The sequence below is a fragment of the Tissierella pigra genome (genome assembly GCF_009695605.1).
Lineage (GTDB): Bacteria > Bacillota > Clostridia > Tissierellales > Tissierellaceae > Tissierella > Tissierella pigra.
The window spans coordinates 71,924-87,217 of sequence record NZ_VUNQ01000007.1 but is presented as its reverse complement, the minus strand read 5'-3'; the positions used below and the strand labels follow the sequence as shown (position 1 = coordinate 87,217).

Annotated in this window: 14 protein-coding genes and 1 pseudogene; all 15 read left to right on the top strand. The window is 30.1% G+C overall.

Annotation, left to right across the window (positions count from 1 at the left end; all coding sequences use genetic code 11):
* Positions 1 to 88 precede the first annotated feature (88 nt).
* The 15 genes and pseudogenes from FYJ83_RS04895 to FYJ83_RS04825 all read left to right on the top strand — a co-directional run bounded on the left by FYJ83_RS04895 (position 89) and on the right by FYJ83_RS04825 (position 15,229).
* The gene (locus FYJ83_RS04895; RefSeq protein ID WP_154439217.1) at positions 89 to 1,168 is read left to right on the top strand and encodes a metallophosphoesterase family protein; all 1,080 of its coding nucleotides are present in this window, start codon (positions 89 to 91) and stop codon (positions 1,166 to 1,168) included.
* Positions 1,169 to 1,172: 4 nt separating this feature from the next.
* Positions 1,173 to 3,608: an ATP-binding protein gene (locus tag FYJ83_RS04890; protein ID WP_154439216.1), complete on the top strand. Its 2,436-nt coding sequence runs from the start codon at positions 1,173 to 1,175 to the stop codon at positions 3,606 to 3,608.
* Positions 3,609 to 3,686: 78 nt separating this feature from the next.
* Complete coding sequence (locus FYJ83_RS04885) at positions 3,687 to 4,376, top strand: metallophosphoesterase (protein WP_154439215.1); 690 nt, start codon at positions 3,687 to 3,689, stop codon at positions 4,374 to 4,376.
* Between the two features lie 5 nt (positions 4,377 to 4,381).
* Positions 4,382 to 5,107 (top strand): glucosamine-6-phosphate deaminase, encoded by a 726-nt coding sequence (gene nagB / locus FYJ83_RS04880; RefSeq protein ID WP_154439214.1) that lies wholly within the window; start codon positions 4,382 to 4,384, stop codon positions 5,105 to 5,107.
* A 14-nt stretch (positions 5,108 to 5,121) separates the two neighbouring features.
* On the top strand, positions 5,122 to 5,664 hold the full coding sequence (locus tag FYJ83_RS04875) for a class IV adenylate cyclase (protein ID WP_229768491.1): 543 nt from the start codon (positions 5,122 to 5,124) through the stop codon (positions 5,662 to 5,664).
* 64 nt (positions 5,665 to 5,728) lie between these two features.
* Positions 5,729 to 5,923: a hypothetical protein gene (locus FYJ83_RS04870; RefSeq protein WP_154439212.1), complete on the top strand. Its 195-nt coding sequence runs from the start codon at positions 5,729 to 5,731 to the stop codon at positions 5,921 to 5,923.
* Between the two features lie 109 nt (positions 5,924 to 6,032).
* Positions 6,033 to 7,424, top strand: coding sequence for a TldD/PmbA family protein (locus FYJ83_RS04865; protein ID WP_154439211.1), 1,392 nt, complete (start codon positions 6,033 to 6,035; stop codon positions 7,422 to 7,424).
* A gap of 1 nt (position 7,425) precedes the next feature.
* Positions 7,426 to 8,775 (top strand): TldD/PmbA family protein, encoded by a 1,350-nt coding sequence (locus tag FYJ83_RS04860; RefSeq protein WP_154439210.1) that lies wholly within the window; start codon positions 7,426 to 7,428, stop codon positions 8,773 to 8,775.
* Between the two features lie 78 nt (positions 8,776 to 8,853).
* Positions 8,854 to 9,060: a hypothetical protein gene (locus FYJ83_RS04855; RefSeq protein ID WP_154439209.1), complete on the top strand. Its 207-nt coding sequence runs from the start codon at positions 8,854 to 8,856 to the stop codon at positions 9,058 to 9,060.
* A 138-nt stretch (positions 9,061 to 9,198) separates the two neighbouring features.
* Positions 9,199 to 9,523, top strand: a pseudogene (locus FYJ83_RS20535) (putative PEP-binding protein); the annotation flags it as partial.
* Between the two features lie 249 nt (positions 9,524 to 9,772).
* Positions 9,773 to 11,308, top strand: a complete 1,536-nt coding sequence (locus tag FYJ83_RS04845) for a glutathione ABC transporter substrate-binding protein (RefSeq protein ID WP_154439208.1) — start codon at positions 9,773 to 9,775, stop codon at positions 11,306 to 11,308.
* Between the two features lie 104 nt (positions 11,309 to 11,412).
* Positions 11,413 to 12,339 (top strand): nickel ABC transporter permease, encoded by a 927-nt coding sequence (nikB, locus tag FYJ83_RS04840; RefSeq protein WP_216585058.1) that lies wholly within the window; start codon positions 11,413 to 11,415, stop codon positions 12,337 to 12,339.
* A 28-nt stretch (positions 12,340 to 12,367) separates the two neighbouring features.
* On the top strand, positions 12,368 to 13,255 hold the full coding sequence (locus tag FYJ83_RS04835) for an ABC transporter permease (protein WP_154439207.1): 888 nt from the start codon (positions 12,368 to 12,370) through the stop codon (positions 13,253 to 13,255).
* Between the two features lie 18 nt (positions 13,256 to 13,273).
* Positions 13,274 to 14,263 (top strand): ABC transporter ATP-binding protein, encoded by a 990-nt coding sequence (locus FYJ83_RS04830; RefSeq protein WP_154439206.1) that lies wholly within the window; start codon positions 13,274 to 13,276, stop codon positions 14,261 to 14,263.
* Entirely contained in the window at positions 14,264 to 15,229 is a 966-nt protein-coding gene (locus tag FYJ83_RS04825; protein WP_154439205.1) for an ABC transporter ATP-binding protein, read from the top strand.
* Positions 15,230 to 15,294: the final 65 nt, after the last annotated feature.

Sequence of the window (15,294 nt, the reverse complement as noted above, 5' to 3'; positions counted from 1 at the left end):
CAGTTTAATATTAGCTGGTTTTCTTTTTATTGGAAATAGGCTAGACAACTATGATATAATTTTAGTACTAAGGCTTGGAGGTGAATTTATGGTTAGATTTATTCATACTGGAGATTTACATCTTGGTTTAAAATTTAGAAATGTATCTTTTGAAAAGGAAAAGGCAGCAGAAAGAAGAAGAGAACTATGGACTACCTTTGAACGAATAGTACAATATGGAAAAGATAATAAGGTAGATTTTTTGTTAATTGCAGGAGATTTATTTGAAGAAGCTTACTTTACCATAAGTGATATTACTAGAATAAGAGATACCTTTAGAAATGCAGAAAATATCAATATAATTATATCTGCTGGAAATCATGATTATAGAGGAAGAAAATCATTGTATGATAAAATAGAATGGACAGAAAATGTAACTATCTTTAATGGGAGTAAAATTCAAAATAAGGAATTTAAAGATTTGAATACTGTAATATATGGGTATAGCTGGGATACTGTAGAAATAAAAGAGAACAATTTGTTTTCTGAAATAACAGTAGATACTACTAAAAATAATATCCTTGTATTACATGGAGATTTAGGACATGGTTCTACATACTTGCCATTAAAAATAGGGGAATTGAATCGATTAAATATGGACTATATAGCACTTGGTCATATACATAAACCACAGATTATTTCAAAGAACATTGCATATAGTGGGTGTCCTGAACCCTTAGACTTTGGAGAAATAGGTGAGAGAGGTATAATAGAAGGGGTAATAGAGAATAAAGAGACAAAAATTAAATTAACACCATTTAGCAAACGAAAGTTTATGGAAACCAATATAACAATAAATGAAGATATGGGGTATATAGATATATTAGAAAGTATAAGAAATTTAGATATAGGTAATAAAAGTATGGATTTTTTTAGAATCAATCTTTCTGGTTTTTTACGAAAAGATTTGGAGATTAAAAACTTAGAAAAAGATTTATATAATGATTTTTACCATTTAGAGATAATAGATAATACTATATGGGATTATAACTTAGATGAGTTGGAAGAAGAAAACAAATATAATATAATTGGGAAGTTTATAAACACCATGAAAGATAAAGGTTTAGATGATCCAGTAGTAAAAGACGCATTATACACTGGACTAGAGGTGCTTTTAAAGGGGAGGTGATAAAATGCTTCTTAAAGAACTGAATTTACTAGGATTTGGGAAATTTCAAAATGAAAGCTTTACTTTTAATAAAGGTATAAATATTATATATGGAGAAAATGAAGTTGGAAAATCAACTTTACATAGTTTTATTGATGGGATGTTCTATGGATTTCTAAGACCTAATGTTAAATCCACATTGTATTTAGAAGAACATGAGAAATATAATCCTTGGAATGGTAATAAATATGCAGGAATCATAAGGTTTGAACATAATGGAAAATCCTATAGAATAGAGAGGAATTTTACTAAAGGACAAGAAAAAACTAAAGTTATAGATGAGGTCACTGGTAAAGATATTACAAAGAATATTGATGTAGGAAAAGGCAGAGTTTTACAACCGGGAATTCATTTTTTTGGATTTAATACTAGAGTTTTCTCTAACACCATATTTATTAAACAATTAGGCGTTAAAACAGATGAAAAACTTGCTAAAGAAGTTACAGAGAAATTGATAAATATTACTACAGCTTTAGATGATAATATATATGTAGATAAGGTAATAGACGAATTAAAGGAACAAATTGCAGAAATTGGTACTGATAAAGCTTATACTAAACCCTATGCTTTAAATCTTAAACATATAGAAGAACTTCAGAAAAGAAGAAAAGATATAATACTAGAGAAAGATAACTATGAATCCTACATAGAAGAAGAGATTAGAGTAAAAAATATGCTTGGTATGGATATGGAAAAACTTTCAAGCTTAAAGGAAAAACTAAATAAGATAGAAGTATTAGAAAAGGCAAAAATAGTTGAAGAAGTAGAAATATTATCAGACGAAATAAAAAATATAGAAAAGAAAATAGAGACTTTAAAAACTTATGTAAACTTTTCTATAGATGAATATAATGAAATCATCAACTTAAATAATTCTATCGAATTTTTAGAGAGTAATATCTTTGATAATAGAGAAGAAATAGATGAAATAGAAAAGAAAATAAAAGATAATCATAGAGAAAAGAATGAAAATAATGATAATGAAATAATTGAAATGAATAATGATTATAATGTCTTTGAAGAAATAGAAGAAGAAAAGAATAAGATTCTATATAATCAAGAGAACAATCAAATTGAATTTTTAAAAAGAGATTATATTGATTATAAAGATAAATTATATAAAAATAAATTGAATAAAATTGGCATAGGTGTGCTTTTATTGGTTTTTCTATTTGGCGGAATTATATTTAAGCAATATTTTCTTTGTATCATTGATATTCCTTTAATTATTTTATTTGTATATCTATCTAATAAATCTAAAAAAATAAAATCATCCATGGAAATATTAAAATCTCAGATAGATAAATATTATATAAGAGAAAAAGAAAAACAAAATAGAATAGAAGAAATAAAAATTCTACAAAGAAAATTACTAGAAAAATATAAAATTGAAAATAAAATGGAGTTTAAAAAATTACTTCAAGAAATTCAAATGGAAAGCTATAGAAATAAGGAAATAGCAGAATTATATAAAGAACTTAATAATAAAAAGGATTTCTTGATGAAAAAGATCAGCGGAGAAAAACTTAAGAAAGAGAATGATACTAATAAACTTAAGGAAATTTTATATAAAAATAATGTTGATAATGTAGAAGCGTTCAGAGAAGGATTAGACAAAAAGACTTTATATGAAAAATATATAAATGAATTAGAAACTAAAAAAGAGCTTTTATTTAAGCTAGTGGGGGAAAATTCCATAGAAGATTTCAAAAGTCAACTTAAAGGAATCACTTTAGCATTAGATAGGGAGTTATTAAAAGTAGATAAAAATCAATTAAGATATGAAATTGAAAGAACTGGCGAAAGTATTTCAGATTTTAAAATAGCTCTAAAAGGAATAGAAGAGAATTTGAAAATACTTGGAAAAAATATGGATAAGCTTGTTGAAATTGAAGAAGAATTAGAAAAAAGAGAAAAATATAAGGACAAAATGGAATTTAAAATTAAATCCTTAGAATTGGCAATTAACACTATAGAAGAATTATCAACAAATATTCATTATGAATTTGCACCTAGTATAAATAAAGGAATTAGTACAATTGTTGAAAGGATTACAGGCGGAAAATATAATAAGGTCAAAGTAAGTGAAGATCTAAATATTAGCATTGAAAACCCTATTACCAGGGAAATAATAGGAATAGATAGTTTAAGCGGTGGTACAATAGATCAATTATATTTTTCCCTTAGATTTGGTATAGTTAATTCTATGATTGGTGACAATTATCCTTTGATTTTAGATGATTGTTTTGTTCAATATGATGATAAAAGATTAAAAAATATTATGAAGTTTTTATATGAAATCAGCCATGAAAGACAAATAATTTTATTTACATGTCAGAATCGTGAGAATATAATATTAGATGAAGTAGGAGTAGATTTTAACTTAATTAATTTAAGTTAAAGTAATACTTTAACTTAAAGGATATTGAAAACACTAAGGTCTAGCGTATGTTCATCAACAACATTAAGAGGTGGTATTTTGATATTTGCTATTGGAGATTTACATTTTGATAATACTGGTAAAAAGCCCATGGATATATTTGGAGACAATTGGTTAAACCATGAAGAAGAAATTATAAACAATTGGAAAAAGGTTGTAGGAGAAAATGATTTGGTTCTGTTAGCAGGAGATATATCGTGGGCATTAAAACTGGAAGAAGCCTATGAGGATTTAATGAAAATAGAAAGTCTTCCTGGGAGAAAAATAATCATAAAAGGAAATCATGACTATTGGTGGAGTAGTTTGAAAAAGCTTAATGATTTTCAATTTAAAACTATTGAATTTATTCAAAATAATAGTTTTATACATGGTAGTGTAGGAATAGTAGGAACTAGAGGTTGGTCTTCAATAGACACAAATGAGTCTGATGAAAAAAATCAACGAATTTTTAATAGAGAACTAAATAGATTGAAATTATCATTGGATTCATTACAAAATAAGACGGAAAAGATCATAGTTGTACTTCATTATCCGCCCTTTAATCCAAATCTTAGTACAAATGAATTTGTAAATATTATGAGAGACTATGATGTGGATATATGTATATATGGACACTTGCATTCTGAAGGACATAAATATGTTGTTGAGGGTAATATAGATGAAATTCAATTTCACTGTGTATCATGTGATTATATTGATTTCATGCCAAAAAAAATATTAGAGGAGTGAAAAAGATGAAAATATTAGTAGAAAAAGATTATGAAGCTGTGAGCAAGAAAGCTGGTGAAATATTTAAAGAAGAAATATCAAAAAAACCAGATATAGTTTTAGGTTTGGCTACTGGAAGTACGCCTATTGGAATGTATAAAGAATTAATAAAGGCTCACAAAGAAGAAGGACTAGACTTTTCAAAGGTTAAAACTTTCAACTTAGATGAATATATAGGTTTATCTAAAGATAATCCAAATAGTTATGGCTATTTTATGGATACTGAGCTTTTTAATCATATTAATATAGACAAGAAAAACACTCATGTACCCAATGGAAAGGCAGAAAATATAGAGGAATATTGCAAGAAGTATGATGAATTCATAGCTGAAGCAGGTGGAGTAGATATTCAGGTATTAGGAATAGGAGAAAATGGACATATAGCCTTTAATGAACCAGAAGAAGCTTTATCTGTAGGAACAAATATTGTTAAATTAACTGAAAGCACTATTGAAGTTAATTCTAGATTTTTTGATTCAATGGAGGAAGTACCTAAGACAGCAATAACCATGGGAATTGGAACTATATTAAAAGCAAAGAAAATAGTGCTTTTAGCCAGTGGAGAAAAGAAAGCTCCTATTATAAAAGAATTGCTAAACAGCAATAAAATAACTACTAAATTACCAGCATCATTTCTATTACTTCACCCTGATGTAACTATTATAGTAGATGAAAAAGCATATAAAGGTTAATGGAAAGGGTTAATATGAAAGAACTTGAAGTAAAAATATTAAATATAGATATAAATGAGATGGAAACAAAGTTAAAGGCATTAGGTGCTACATTAATAGATAAAGAGGTTCAAGTAAATACATTAATTGATTCTAAGGAAGATTTTATTCAAAATAATCTAGACAGCTACTTGAGAATAAGAGAGACTAAATCTTTATTAACTAATAACATTAAGTTAACATTAACTATGAAGAAAAACATTAATAGGGAAGGTATTAGGGAAAGTATTGAAATCAATACAGATATAACCGACAAAAAAGCTCTTTTAGAAATATTTAAGTCTTTAGGATACTATGTTTATCAAGAAGGATTTAAAGAAAGAACTTCATATTCCTTAAATAATGTGAGATTTGATTTAGATAAATGGGATGATTTAACTTATCCTGAACCCTATATGGAAATTGAAGTTAATGATGAAGATGAACTTCAAACTATGATAGATGTATTAAAAATTCCGAAAGAAAACATATCTACAAAATCCATTGCTGAACTTAGAAGAGAAAAAGGGTTAGTATAACAAATGTAACCAAAACCCACCTATAAGAATAATATATATTAATCTAAAATAGGGAGGTTTTCATATGTTAAATAATCTGTTTGGTGGCGATAATAATAATATGTTATTAATTATTATCTTAATATTTCTATTACTAGGCAATGATGATTGTGAATGTGGTCATGATCACAATCAATGTGGTGGTTTCGGAGGTCTCTTTGGGGGAGATAACATAATATGGATACTTATATTATTACTTTTCTTAGGTGACTTTTTCTAAAAAACAGCAGATTATCTGCTGTTTTTTTATTTTAATTAGAATAATATTCCAAATATACAATTAATATTATATAATGTTAATTAAATATTCAAAAAAAGGGGGAGTTTCTTTGCTAGATAAAAAAATTATAGAAAATGTACTTTGTGCAGCTTTAGGTAAAGGTGGAGATTTTGCGGAAATATTTGTTGAAGATAAATATAGCTCTAGTATCAAATTAGTTGGTGGACTTATTGAAAATAATATTTCAGGTAGAGACTATGGAGTAGGCATTAGAATTATTGATAAATTAAACTGTATCTATGCTTTTACAAATGATTCAACAGAGGAAAATTTAATAAAAGTTGCAAAAGAAGCGGCATCAGCATTACAAGGAGCATCTATTGATTTAAAGCTAAATTTTATGAAATCAAATGTAACTAATTATAATCCAATAAAAATAATGCCATCATCTATTGAGAAAAAGGAAAAAGTAGATTTAATGAAAAAAGGTTATGAGGCTGCTAAAAACTATGATTCAGTTATATCACAAGTTGCAGTAAACTATCTTGATGAGGAACAAAACGTACTTATAGCTAATACAGAAGGATTAATGGGTGAAGATAAAAGAGTTAGGACAAGATTTACAGTTGGATCAGTAGCATCTAAAGATGGAGAGATGCAACAAGGATTTTATGGACCAGGTGCATCTATGGGTTTTGAATTATTTAATAAGATTAATGTAGAAGAAGTAGGAAAAGAAGCCTCAAGAATTGCTAAAACCATGGCGTATGCAGAGCATTGTCCATCAGGAGTTATGCCTGTAATTATGGATAATGAATTTGGTGGAGTATTATTCCATGAAGCTTGTGGACACTCTTTAGAAGCGGCTTTTATATCAAAAGGTACGTCAGTATTTACAGATAAATTAGGAGAATTAGTAGCTTCGCCTTTACTAACTGCCATAGATGACGGAACAATACCTAATGAGTGGGGAACTACAAATATAGACGATGAGGGGACTCCTACGAAAAGAAATCTACTTATAGAAAATGGTGTCTTAAAATCATATTTAATTGATAAATTAAATGGGAGAAGAATGAATATGGAATCTACTGGTTCAGGCAGAAGACAATCCTATAAATTTGCTCCTACATCTAGAATGAATAATACCTATATAGCCAATGGTGAATCTAATTTTGATGAAATAATATCCAGTACGGAAAATGGATTATATGCTAAAAAATTAGGTGGTGGCTCTGTAAATCCTGCTACTGGTGACTTTAACTTTGCAGTTATGGAAGGATACTTAATTAAAAACGGAAAGATATTAAAACCTGTAAGAGGTGCTACACTAATAGGTAATGGGCTTAAAGTCTTAGAGCTGATTGATATGGTAGGCAACGACTTATCTTTAGGTCAGGGAATGTGCGGTGCAGATAGTGGAACGGTACCTGCAGGACTAGGGCAGCCTCCTCTTAGGGTAAAATCTCTAACAGTTGGTGGAAGAAAGGGGGATGAATAATATGGCTTATAGAGAACTAATTAATAAGATATTTCATAAGGGAAAAGAAAAAATGGAAGATTTAGAGGTATATATAGAAAACTCCAAAGAAATTGAAATTAAAGTATTTAATGGTGAAATAGATAAATATAGTATATCCGAATCTGGAGGATTATCTCTAAGGGGAACGAATAATGGAAAAATGGGATATTCATATACGGAAAAGATAGATGAGTCCTCCATTGATATGCTTATTAATGAGGCTTGTGAAAATGCTGAATACATCGATAGTGAAGACGAAGAAAAAATATTTGTAGGTTCAGATGACTATAAAGAGATTAAATTTCATAGTGAAGGACTATCTACTGCTTCCATAGAAGAGAAAATAGATTTAGTAAAAAAATTGGAAATAGAGGCTTTGTCTCTTGATAAAAGAGTTACTTCAATTCAAGAATGTGTATATAAGGAGTTTGATAAATCTAGATATATTGTAAATACAAAGGGTATTGATTTATCAGACACACTAAATGGTGCAGCAATTTATGTTGCAGTAATAGCAAAGGATGGAGAAGATATTAAGACAGGTATGGGATTTAGATTGATTAAGGATATAAGCCAAGTAGATTATAAAACTATTGCCAAGGAAGCTGTCCATGAGGCGATTTCTAGTTTAGGTGCAAAGCCTATTAAATCAAATAATTATCCATTAGTAATAAAAAATACAATATTTGCAGATTTATTATCTTCATTTGCTTCTGTTTTTTCAAGCGATCATGTACAGAAAGGAATGTCTTTATTAAAGGATAAAGTGGAAACTAAAATTGCATCTCCTTTATTGACCATAGTAGATGATCCTGATTTAAAAGATGGTTTTATGTCCCGCTGCTTTGATGACGAAGGAACAAAAACTACTTATAAGAAGATTGTAGATAAGGGAGTTTTAACTACTTATTTGTATAATTGGAAAACTGCTAAGAAAGATAATGTGAGTTCCACTGGTAATGGGACTAGAGGTTCATATAAATCATCCTTATCCATATCACCTACAAACTTCTATATAGAAAAAGGAAATAATACATTTGAAGAATTAATTGGTAGTATAGACAATGGAGTATATATAACAGATGTAGCTGGATTACATTCAGGATTGAATCCAATATCAGGAGACTTTTCTTTATCAGCAAGTGGATATGAAATAGTAGATGGTAAAATTCAAAGACCAATTAATCAAATAACAATAGCAGGAAATTTTTTCGAAGTATTAAACGATATTGATGCCATAGGAGATGACTTAGAATTTGGCCTTCCATCTTTAGGCTATTTTGGTTCACCTTCTATAAAAATAAATAGCATATCTATTTCAGGAGAGTAAAGTTTTTAAATTATAGTAACCACTTATATATCAATTTCATAATATAAAGTGAGGAATAAATATAAGGAGGTTATTATAATGACTGAAGATTTAGGAGTAAGAAGAGAAAACAGAGGTATATTTGGAGGTTGTGATGATATTGATAGTTCATTGTTATTCTTCTTCCTATTATTAGTTGTATTATTTACAAACTCAGGATGTTGGAATGATAGAACAGATGATTCGTTACTATTCTTCTTCTTGTTATTAGTTGTATTATTCTGTGGAGAAGGTTTTTGCTTCTAATTAATACCTAAATGAAAAATCCCGTAAAACGGGATTTTTTTTATTGGATAATATTAAATTCAAATAATTATATCATATAATTATTTGAATTTAATATAGGAAGATACCCAAAATTACCTTAAGGCGGAATGAATTTAAATGATAGATGGGTTTAGTATAGGAAGTAATGACCTTACTCAACTTGTAATGTGGGCAGATAGAGATTCAGGAATACTCAATAACATGGAATATTTTGACGAAAGAAATTAAGCTGTAAAAATGCTATTTTGATTTTTATAAAAACTGTACATAAATATGGAAAAACTATTTGGATTTGTAGTCAAGGGCCTAGTCAATATCCAGCATTTTTGTGGAAGAAGGAATTGACAGTATAAGTGTTAATCTAGATACAGTGGGATATACAAAGAGATTATTGGTTTCAGTAAAACAAAAAATCATGTTAAGAAAACTTAGAAATATATAATAGATAGAAAATATCTATAGTTCAGATATTATTATAGATTAATATTTCATATAATAATTTTTTCAGTTGTCAAAACTATAAGAATATAGTATAATTTATTATGTTGGAAAATATAGAATAAAATCAATTAGTCTGGATTAAAGTATTATTAAGGAACATATATGAAATTATTGGAAGATTATAATGAGTATATGTTCCTTAATGTTATAATGCTACTAATCTAGGAGAAAAATCAAAAGGAGTGATTCAATGTTTAAGAACAAAAAAATTCTATCACTAGTAATTACTATCCTAACTTTATCACTTGTTTTATCTGCATGTGGTGGAAGTAAAGGAATTACTAGAAAGAACCCGGCTGATACTTTAGTTGTTGCACAAGGTGCAGATGCTAAGTCATTAGACCCTCATGCTACTAACGACCAACCATCATCAAGAGTTATGAAGCAAATTTATAACACTTTAGTAGCTTCAACTGTAGACATGGAAATAGTTCCAGCTTTAGCTGAAAGTTGGGAAAGTATTGATGAATTAACATGGGAATTTAAACTTGCTTCAGGTGTTAAATTCCATAATGGTGAAGAATTTAAAGCATCAGATGTTAAGTTTACTTATGATAGAATGTTAGCTTCACCATCTGTATCACACATTCTTGGACCGGTTAAGGAAATTAAAGTTGTAGATGATTATACAGTACAAATAATAACTTCTGAGCCATTTGCTCCGTTATTATCACACCTTACTCATACAGCTTCATCTATATTAAATGAAAAAGCTGTTACAGCATCTGGTGAAGACTATGGACAAAACCCAGTAGGAACAGGTCCTTTTGCATTTGATACTTGGCAATCAGGAGACAGAATAACTCTTAAGGCATCTGAAGATTATTTCCAAGGTGCAGCTGCTGTAAAAACAGTTGTATTTAGAAATGTTCCAGAAGGAACTAATAGAACTGTAGGACTTGAAACTGGAGAGGTTGATATAGCTTATGATATTGAACCTATTGATAAAAACCTAGTTATTGATAATGCAGGACTAGAGCTAATAGAAGGACCGTCATTATCAAGTCAATATTTAGGATTCAATACTCAAAAAGCTCCATTTGATAACGTAAAAGTTAGACAAGCTATTAACTATGCTGTCGATGTACAAGAAATCATAGACGTAGTTCTTGAAAAAGCAGGAGAAGTTGCTAAATCACCTTTAATGGAATTAATATTTGGTTCTAATGAAGATATTCAAGGTTATTCTTATGATGTTGAAAAAGCTAAAGAATTAATGAAAGAAGCTGGATTTGAAAATGGATTCAAGACTTCTATCTGGACAAATGACAGCCCAGTAAGAGTTAGAATAGCTGAAATAGTACAAGCTCAACTTAAAGAAATAGGTATTGAAGCTAATATAGAAGTTGTTGAATGGGGTGCTTTCCTAGATAGAACATCAGCAGGAGAACATGATATGTTCATCCTTGGTTGGACTACAGTAACTGGAGACGCAGACTATGGTCTTTATGCTCTATATCACAGTTCACAACATGGAGATGCTGGTAACAGATTCTTCTATACAAATCCAGAAGTAGATAAATTATTAGACATTGGTAAAACTGAGGTAGACACAGATAAGAGATTAGCTGCTTATAAGGAAGCACAGGAAATAATAGTAGCTGATGCTCCACAATTATTCCTATATTTCTCAACTCAAAATGTTGGTGAAAACAAAGCTATAAAAGGCTTCCAATTACATCCTGCTGGACATCACTCACTATACAATGTAACTATAGAACAATAATATTGTTAGTTGGATATTGGGAAGCGGGACTTATGTCTCGCTTCCCAATCTATATATGGTAATAAATAACATTGACAATGTCTATTAGATAAGGAGGGAAAGAAGTGCATAAATATATATTACGTAGATTATTGCTGTTAATTCCAGTAATATTAGGAGTTACATTTTTAGTTTTCACAATTATGTACTTTACACCAGGAGACCCAGCGAAACTTATACTTGGTGAAAGTGCGCAACCTGCACAGGTCGAAGCTTTAAGAGAAGAAATGGGATTAAATGACCCATTTATTGTGCAGTATGTTAGATTTATAACTAAGGCCTTAACAGGAGACTTTGGAAGGTCATATTCAACTAATAGACCAGTTTTTGATGAGGTTTTTGCTAGATTTCCTGCCACTTTAAAGCTTACGGCAGCGGCTATGTTGATAGCAATTGCAATAGGTATTCCTGTAGGTATTATTTCTGCAACAAAGCAGTATTCAGCCTTAGACAGTATATCTATGATCGGTGCTTTAATAGGAGTTTCCATGCCAGTGTTCTGGTTGGGACTAATGCTTATTTTAGTATTTTCTGTTAATTTAAGACTTCTGCCATCAAGTGGTTCTGAAACAATTAAACACTTAATTTTACCAGCGTTTTCACTAGGTGTTGGTTCAGCCGCAATTATAACTCGTATGACTAGATCCTCAATGCTTGAAGTAATAAGACAAGATTATATAAGAACTGCTAGATCAAAGGGAGTTGCTGAAAAGAAAGTAGTAAATAAACATGCCCTAAAGAATGCACTTATACCAGTAGTTACAGTTGTTGGACTACAATTCGGAGGTCTTCTTGGTGGTGCGGTACTTACTGAGTCAGTATTTTCATGGCCAGGAGTTGGAAGACTTATGGTAGATGCTATTAGACAAAAAGATAGTCCAATGGTTTTAGCATCAGTTGTATTTATATCTGTAACATTTAGCTTTGTTAACCTTTTGGTTGACTTACTATATGCATTTATAGATCCAAGAATAAAATCACAATATAGATAATCAATACTCAAGGTAAGGAGGTAGAATAATGTCTGACAAAGCTGTACAAAAAAATACAAGTAAAAAGAAAAAAGGACAATGGTCAGAAGTTTGGAGAAGACTTAGAAGAAATAAAATGGCCATGTTAGGTTTAACTATAATTTCTATTTTTATATTATTAGCTTTATTCGCTGATGTAATTGCAGATTATGATGAAGTAGCTATAAAGATGAATACTTCAATTAGGCTTCAAGGACCAAGTAAAGACCATATTCTGGGTACTGATGAATTAGGTAGAGATATATTTGCTAGAATAATTCACGGTGCTAGAGTTTCTTTACAGGTAGGTATCATAGCTGTAGGTATTGCCATAATAATTGGTGGTACTTTAGGAGCTATAGCAGGATTCTATGGTGGTAAATTTGATAATATCATAATGAGAGCCATGGATATATTCTTAGCAATTCCAAGTATACTACTTGCAATTGCCATAGTATCTGCCCTTGGTACCAGTATGCTAAATCTAATGATTGCAGTAGGTATATCATCCATACCTAGTTATGCACGTATTGTAAGAGCTTCTGTACTTTCCATTAAGGATCAAGAATATATAGAAGCTGCTAGAGCAATTGGAGCTAAAGATACTAGAATTATATTAAAACATATAATACCAAACTCATTAGCCCCTATAATTGTACAAGGTACATTAGGAGTTGCAAGTGCTATACTATCAACAGCAGGTCTTAGCTTTATCGGTTTAGGTATTCAAAAACCAGCTCCAGAATGGGGAGCAATGCTTTCATCTGGTAAAGATTTTATTAGACAATCATGGCACGTAACTACATTCCCGGGTATAGCGATTATGCTTACAATACTATCACTAAATTTACTTGGTGACGGTTTAAGAGATGCTCTAGATCCTAGATTAAAACAATAAGAGAGGAGGAACTTTTAAATGAGTAATGAATTCTTAAATATTAAAAATTTACACATCCACTATGTTACAGAAGAAGGTACAGTTAAGGCAGTGAATGGTGTAAATATGGAAATAAATAAAGGTGAGACATTAGGTCTTGTTGGTGAAACAGGTGCAGGAAAAACTACTACTGCTCTGGGAATTCTAAGATTAGTTCCGAATCCTCCAGGAAAGATTATTGATGGAGAAATATTCTTAGAAGGACAAAGCATATTAGAGTTACCAGAAGATGAAATGAGAATGATAAGAGGAAATAAGGTTTCCATGATATTCCAAGATCCTATGACGGCTTTAAACCCTGTTATGACAGTAGGAGAGCAAATATCTGAGGTTATTGAAATACATGAGAAACTATCTAATAAAGAAGCATTTGAAAAGGCAAAGAAAATGCTAGAATTAGTTGGAATTCCAGGAGCTAGAGCAGTTGATTATCCGCATCAATTCTCAGGTGGAATGAAGCAAAGGGTAGTTATTGCCATAGCTTTAGCATGTAACCCTGGACTATTAATAGCAGATGAACCTACAACAGCTCTTGATGTTACTATTCAGGCTCAGGTTCTTGAATTAATGAATAACTTGAAAAATGAATTTAACACAGCTATGCTTTTAATCACTCATGATTTAGGTGTAGTGGCAGAAGTTTGCGATAAAGTTGCTATAATGTATGCTGGTGAAATAGTAGAGTATTCAAAAATTGAAGACTTATTTGAAAACCCAAGCCACCCATATACTAGAGGACTATTTGGTTCAATTCCAAACTTAGATGAAGAAGTAGATAGATTAAAGCCAATAAAAGGTCTTATGCCAGACCCAACAAATCTACCTTCAGGATGTAAATTCCATCCAAGATGTCCTCACGCTACAGAATATTGTAAGGAAAATCATCCAGAAGATACAGAAATAGCACCAGAACACAAGGTAAAATGTCATATATATACTGGACAAGTAAAACCAAAGGGGGAAATATAGATGGAACCAATTTTACAAGTCAAAGATCTAAAGAAGTATTTCAATACCCCTAAAGGACTACTTCATGCAGTTGATGGTGTTACTTTTAATATTGATAAAGGTGAAACATTAGGTGTTGTAGGAGAATCAGGGTGTGGAAAGTCAACTTTAGGTAGAGTAATACTTCATTTACTAGAATCCACTGATGGACAAATAATTTATGAAGGTGAAGATATTACTAAAATCAATAAAGATAAGTTTAGAGAATTGAGAAATGAAATGCAGATTATATTTCAGGACCCATTTTCTTCTCTAAATCCTAGAATGACAGTTAGTGAAATAATAAGAGAACCTATAATAATTCACAAAACCATAAAAGATAAAAAAGAAATCGAGAAAAAAGTATCATCCCTAATGGATACTGTAGGTTTAGCAGAAAGACTTGCTAATACTTACCCTCACGAATTAGATGGTGGTAGAAGACAAAGAATAGGTATAGCTCGTGCATTGGCACTTAATCCAAGCTTTATTGTTTGTGATGAGCCAGTATCAGCACTTGACGTATCAATTCAAGCACAGGTTCTTAACTTAATGCAGGACTTACAAAAAGAGTTAAATTTAACTTATATGTTTATTACTCATGATTTATCAGTTGTTAAACATATATCAAATGATATACTTGTAATGTATCTTGGTCAATTAGTTGAAAAATCAGATGCAAAGGATTTATTTAAAAATCCATTACATCCTTATACAAAAGCTTTACTTTCAGCAATTCCAGTACCAAGTTTAAAACATAAAAGAGAAAGAGTTTTATTAAAAGGTGAGCTTACTTCTCCAATTAATCCAAAACCAGGATGTAGATTTGCACAAAGATGTGTCTATGCTAAAGAAAATTGTCATCATGACAATCCAGTAATAGAAGAAGTATTACCAGGACATTTTGTTTCATGTCATTATGTAAGAGAAATAAATAATTTAAAATAATATCTATTATAGATAAAAAGGCAGATAATCTGCCTTTTTTCTTTTATTAGTTATATAAATATAGT